Origin of the sequence: Vibrio sp. B181a (assembly GCF_030248375.1) — a bacterium.
Taxonomy (GTDB): domain Bacteria; phylum Pseudomonadota; class Gammaproteobacteria; order Enterobacterales; family Vibrionaceae; genus Vibrio; species Vibrio campbellii.
Genome location: NZ_JAHGAD010000103.1, coordinates 1 through 1,114, shown reverse-complemented (window position 1 = coordinate 1,114; position 1,114 = coordinate 1). Strand labels below are relative to the sequence as shown.

Below are 1,114 nucleotides of genomic sequence, written 5' to 3'. Positions count from 1 at the left end.
CTAGAAAACTTCTATAGCCATTCTTTGGTACCCATTCCGTCTTCAAGCTTCTGAACACTCGCTCCATAGGACTGTTATCCCAACAGTTCCCACGACGACTCATACTCTGAGTAATTCGATATCTCCATAGTAACTGACGATACTTCTTACTCGTATAGTGGCAACCTTGATCCGAGTGGAACATGACACCAGACGGCTTTCCACGGCTCTCATAGGCCATGGTCAACGCCTTGCCGGTCAATGCGCTATCTGGTGAGTTAGACATCGCCCAACCGATGACTTTTCGTGCGAACAAGTCAATAACAACCGCAAGATAAGACCATCTCTGTCCCGTCCAGATGTAGGTCACATCGCCGCACCAGACTTGATTCGGTTCAGTTACCGCGAACTGACGATTTAATCGATTGGGTATATGAACATGTTCCTGTTGCGTTTTTTTGTACGCATGTTTCGGTAGCTGGCAACTGACTAAGTCTAGTTCTTTCATAAACTTACTCGCTCGATAACGACTAAGTGGAATGCCTCTCGCTGTTACTATATCTGCAATGGTTCTCGCCCCAGCGGAACCATTGCTCAGCTCATAAGCTCGGCGAACTTCGGCACGAACAAGCACACGCTCTGACGACAGAGATTTATCTCTATTTGCCCAATAACGATAGCTACTGCGATGAACCCCGAACACTTCACAAAGCCGTTTTACAGCATAACTCTTCTTGAGTTTCTCGATTATCGAGAACCGTTCAGGGAGTCTGACATCAAGAGAGCCGTAGCCTTTTTTAGAATTTCCTTTTCTTCTTCAATACGCTTGATTTTCTTTTTAAGGTCGCGGATTTCTCTTTGCTCTGGAGTCAATGGTGATGCACTTGGTGCTTTACCAGCTCTTTCCGCTTTGAGTTGCCTCACCCAGCTTTCTAGCGTGGTTTTTCCTATGCCCATTGCTTCGCAGGTTTCTTTGTAAGTCCGCCCCTGGTCAAGCACCAACTGAGCGCATTCAAGCTTAAATTCTGAGTTAAAAGTGCGTCTTTCACGCTTAGTCATAATATCACCTGTTTTAGTATCGAGATGATCATACATCACCTCTTAATCAGGTGGCCAAATTCACTATGCCACTACA

At 45.7% G+C, this 1,114-nt stretch carries 1 pseudogene; it reads right to left on the bottom strand.

The window, feature by feature from the left end:
• A pseudogene (locus KIO97_RS25475) lies at nt 1–1,038 on the bottom strand (IS3 family transposase); the annotation flags it as partial.
• Nucleotides 1,039–1,114: the final 76 nt, after the last annotated feature.